This is a genomic window from Neisseria sp. P0021.S007 (assembly GCF_051956855.1).
Genome location: NZ_JBQCXA010001231.1, coordinates 1 through 513 on the forward strand (window position 1 = coordinate 1; position 513 = coordinate 513).

Annotated in this window: 1 protein-coding gene; it reads left to right on the forward strand. The window is 61.6% G+C overall.

The genetic code is table 11. The annotated features are described in order from the left end of the window. On the forward strand, window positions 1–513 hold a 513-nt coding region (locus tag ACTHUR_RS18460; RefSeq protein WP_440400218.1), incomplete at both ends, for a 5'-3' exonuclease.

Here is a 513-nt window from a genome sequence, read left to right on the forward strand (position 1 = left end):
CTATAAGGCGACGCGCCCGCCGATGCCGGACGATTTGCGCCCGCAAGCGGAAGCCTTGCCGGATTTGGTGCGGCTGATGGGCTGGCCGGTGTTGGTCATTCCGCAAGTCGAAGCGGACGACGTTATCGGCACGCTGGCGGCGATGGCAGGCGAAGCGGGTTGGAATGTGGTGGTGTCCACCGGCGATAAGGACATGGCGCAGCTGGTGAACGAGCGCGTGACGCTGGTGAACACGATGAGCGGCGAAACGCTGGACATTGAAGGCGTGAAGGAGAAATTCGGCGTGCGCCCCGACCAAATCCGCGATTATCTCGCGCTGATGGGCGACAAGGTGGACAACGTGCCGGGCGTGGAAAAGTGCGGCCCGAAAACGGCGGTGAAGTGGCTGGAAGCCTACGGTTCGCTGGCCGGTGTGGTGGAACACGCTGCGGAAATCAAGGGCAAGGTCGGCGAAAACCTGCAAGCTGCGCTGCCCCAACTGCCGCTTTCGTATGATTTGGTGACGATTAAAAC